We start from the raw sequence: 4,090 nt of genomic DNA, 5'->3' as shown, positions 1-4,090 counted from the left end.
TTTTCTAGAGCAAAAAAAAGTTTTTCAGCAAGAAGGGGTTGACCAAAAGAAAATACTTGCTTCTGTCATTGGCTTGCTTGAACTGATAGCTACAGACTGTATTGGCTGGAGCGCCGTCCCCGAGCGTTCCAAGCACTTACTTCTTGAACAATTGAATGACGTCAGCACTCAAGTAATAGCAAATCTCCATTCAAACCTGGAGCTGATTGAGGATGCTGAACTTAAGTGGAAAGACTTCCAAGATAAGCAACGCTCAAAGTTTACAAAGGTTACTCAGCGTCTAATCGAGTCAGAGTCTCAATTATGCTGGAAACGTTTCAGCTTTTGGTGTGCACAAAGCTACATTGATTCGGTTTTTGCACGTAAAAAACTTCCCGAGAGTTTACAGTGCTTTCTGGATTCTTATTGGCTTAACAGTGTGGCTGTACATTTGGTATGCGAAGACGGTCTTCATGTGCGTCTGGATGCCGAAATCGACAAATTGACCCAGTCTTTGATGAAGGCCTTTTGCCAGCAGGGCAAGGCTTTATTTCAGTTAGCTGATAGCTTGGTTGACGATCTCAAGAAGGTTCTTGATAGATCGAATATTGCTTACGACGAAAGCATATTCAATGCCTTAGAAGAAAGTATGGTTTCATTGCTTAAACAAGAGTTCTGCGATTCTTTTGTTCCCTATACTTCAGTACCGACTGATATAACACTTAATGAACAATTTAGTCATTTCGATATCTCAAGAATATTATATAAAGATGAGGTTGGTGATAGCTCCGTACCTCAAAATGATTCGGTAGAAAAACTCAATCTTGAAGAAAGTGACTGGTTTGTAATGGGTACAGACCAAGCTAGTTCACCTTCAATGATATTATTGAACCGCTTTGACTATGCTGGCTTGTTTTTGTTTGGTAATTATTTGGGGATGAAAACGGGCATATATACCCGTCAGGAGTTAGACCACTTGCTCAATCAAGGTGAGATTAAACCTTACAAGCAAGGGGAGTCATTCTCTGTTGTGTTTAATGCTTGTGTTAAGGGGCTGATGCGAGTAGCTGATTCACAGCAGAAAGCCAGAATCGCTGCCGCCGAGAAAGCGAAAGAAGAAGCAGAGAGACTGCTCGAAGAAAAACGACTTGCCGAAGAAGAGGCAGAAAAGAGAGCGCAGGAAATTGCCGAACGTACTAAAGAACTACTTAAAAGGCGCGAAGATAAGAAAAAAGCCCAACTTGAAGTATCAGCACTAGCGAAAGTACAGAAATTGACTATAGGTGCTTGGGTCTCACTTACGATTGGTGACCAAGCGGAGCGCTATAAGCTAGTAGTGAAGATTGCTGCGAGTAGTAAATTCATTTTTGTTGATAAGCTCGGGATTAAGAAAAAGGAATATAAAGAAGTTGACCTTGTGGACCTTGTTGTGACAAACAAAATGGAATTTTTGAGCGACGGAGCAGAATTTGAAGACAGCTTGCAAAGGGTTGTAAGCCGATTGCGTATGGCAAAATAAAAATGGTTACTAGCATGAATGATGAAGACTTAAAAAAGTACTTTGATATTGATGAGAAGCGAGTAGAAGCGCGTTTGAACGTTGATGCAGATATTTATATTGAAACAGTGTCACGTGAACCTGGGGATGATAGACCTGCTCACGTTGTACAATGTGAATGTGTTGATTTGTCCGCGAATGGCCTTCAAGCCTATGTCGATGAACCTCTAACGCAAGGCGCTATTCACAGTCTTATAATTGATCTGCCAGAACAAAATAAAAACTTCAGGTTAACCGCAGAAGTGAGATGGGTAAAACCATATAAGTCTGATTATCTAACCGGCTTACTACTTTACGATTCCGATGGGACTGAAATAGTAGATTGGAAGTTTCTGATGTCAAAATACCTTAACTAATACGTAAGGCTTTTGAACTACTCCGCGTCTTCCATTTCTTCAAGCTCTGTGCCAAACAGTGAGTCTTTGTCAAATTCGTTCAAGTGGTCTTCGATTGATAGGCCATTGCCTACACCGTTATTAAGGCTTGGTACAGGTTCTTCGTTAATGAATGCCGCAGCATCAGCAGCCGTTAGTTCTTTACCTTCTTCCATTAGCGCGTGGCCGTAGTTTGGATAGGTGACCAAGGTTGAGTTAGGCAGCGCCTTATGCCAGCGTTGCGCATGGCTAGGGTCTCCCCACTTATCGGACTGACCCCACATGATAAGCGAAGGAACTTCAATTTCGCTGAGATCGAGCAGCATGCCATGCTCCATTAAAGCACGGACAAGTTTCAGCTGTTTGATGTTGGTCGCGTGGGTACCTTCAGTTTGGGCAAGGTGCAGATACCTCTCGGTTACGGCGCGCGATGGTTTTTCCAGACCATAAAAGTCTTGAACAATTTCAGTGATAACGCCTGAGGGTTGTATGTATTTGCTGAATATATCCATGCCAGACGTTGTGGCATAGTTAAGTATCCATGGTAACTCTTGTTGGAATCCTTTAGGGCTAATTAGTACAAGCTTATCCAATTTTTCGGGGTGCTGCAGACCCGCGTACTGTGCGGCCAAATAACCGGAGTAGGAACTGCCAATAAGCGAAAATTTATTTATGCCAAGATCTTCAATAAAGTATTCAAGTGTGTGGACAATGTAATCGCTCGATAAATTTTCGGCGCAAGTGTCTGTACTATCAGAAACACAGTGTGGTGCGCCAGTAAGCCCTGATCCTGGCAGGTCTATTGCGATCAATCTAAAGTCATTACTCAGAATGTCGATCCAATCCTCCCAAGCATGAAGTGAGGAAAGTTCGCTGTGAAGTAGAAGTATTACAGGGCCTTCGCCTACGTCGCGATAATGGATTTTTGTATTAAAGTCGTTTTCGATCCACTGGGAGTCACTATAACTATACTTGCTCGTAATGTACCAGTCAGGTAGCTCGGAAAAGCCAAGAAAATTAGACAAGGAGGTCGAAGATTGAGACGCCTGCTTGATGTTTGCGCAGCCGCCTAGACTTAGGGCGAAGGTAAATGTCAATAGGACAAAAGCAAGCCTAATGCGGTAAAAAAGACGTTCCACTATACGTATCCATCACAAAAATTAAACGTCGCACAAAGATGTACAAGGCATGTACAAAAGCACTTCTCAAGGACTGCATAGACTACCAGTATGTGCTTACCGTTTTCAGTGACGTAGTCCTTAAAATAGCAGTTATCTAAGCGGTTTAGCTTTCTTCTAGTGAACGCATGCCGCTAGTATTAAAGCCACCATCAACAAATAATACTTCTCCGCTAATTCCGCTAGCTAGATCTGAGCATAAAAAAGCAGCAGCATTGCCAACTTCGTCAATAGTCACGTTACGTCTAAGTGGTGTTTGCTGTTCATTTTCAGATAGCATTTTTCGGAAGTTCTTAATGCCGGATGCAGCCAATGTACGAATGGGGCCAGCTGATATGGCGTTAACACGCGTTCCTTCAGGCCCAAGGCTACCGGCCATATAACGAACGTTTGCTTCAAGACTGGCCTTTGCCAAGCCCATTACGTTGTAGTTTGGCAAGGTTCTTTCTGAGCCTAAGTAGGTTAGGGTTAGTAATGACCCATTTCGCCCTTTCATTAACTCACGGCTTGCTTTCGCCAAAGCAACAAAGCTATAAGAGCTAATATCATGAGCGATTTGAAAACCTTCACGGGTGGTTACATCAACATAATCACCGTTTAGTTCGTGGGCGGGAGCGTAGCCTACGGAATGCACGATTATATCAATGCCATCCCACACCTTAGCAATCTCTTCGAAGACCTGAGAAATTTGCTCGTCGTCGGCAACATCGCAGGGTAGAATTAGCTTTGATCCCCATGCTTCACCAAACCCTTCAACTCGCTTTTTCAACTTCTCGTTTTGATAGGTTAACGCTATTTCTGCGCCTTCTCGGTGAAAGGCATTAGCGATACCGGTTGCAATCGATAGCTTGCTTGCAATGCCAACTATAAGAACTTTTTTACCTGCTAAGAAACCCATAATCTATTACCTGGAACCAATTGAAAGTGCTGTCTAAGCGAGAAGGTAGCTCGCAATTAATCTATGCTGATGTTAAGAATATACCACTTGCTGAGATATTTTT

Annotated in this window: 4 protein-coding genes; 2 read left to right on the top strand and 2 right to left on the bottom strand. The window is 42.8% G+C overall.

All coding sequences use genetic code 11. The features are described 5' to 3' along the window. Together A3766_RS16755 and A3766_RS16750 are read left to right on the top strand one after the other, a co-directional pair. Window positions 1–1,498, top strand: a 1,498-nt coding sequence (locus tag A3766_RS16755) for a DUF1631 family protein (protein WP_068642544.1), incomplete at its 5' end; no start/stop codon positions are given. A 14-nt stretch (window positions 1,499–1,512) separates the two neighbouring features. Next, window positions 1,513–1,893, top strand: coding sequence for a PilZ domain-containing protein (locus A3766_RS16750; RefSeq protein WP_068509088.1), 381 nt, complete (start codon window positions 1,513–1,515; stop codon window positions 1,891–1,893). 17 nt (window positions 1,894–1,910) lie between these two features. On the opposite strand, the gene A3766_RS16745 is transcribed toward A3766_RS16750, so the two are convergent. Both A3766_RS16745 and A3766_RS16740 read right to left on the bottom strand, forming a co-directional pair. Next, window positions 1,911–3,050 carry an alpha/beta fold hydrolase gene (locus A3766_RS16745; protein ID WP_068509080.1) on the bottom strand — a complete coding sequence of 380 codons (1,140 nt, stop codon included), beginning with the start codon at window positions 3,048–3,050 and terminating at the stop codon, window positions 1,911–1,913. A 145-nt stretch (window positions 3,051–3,195) separates the two neighbouring features. Further along, entirely contained in the window at window positions 3,196–3,987 is a 792-nt protein-coding gene (locus A3766_RS16740; RefSeq protein ID WP_068509078.1) for an enoyl-ACP reductase, read from the bottom strand. Between the last annotated feature and the right edge of the window lie 103 nt (window positions 3,988–4,090).

It is taken from the genome of Oleiphilus sp. HI0132 (genome assembly GCF_001635845.1).
The sequence above is the reverse complement of the archived record's forward strand: the minus strand, read 5'-3'. Positions and strand labels throughout refer to the sequence as shown.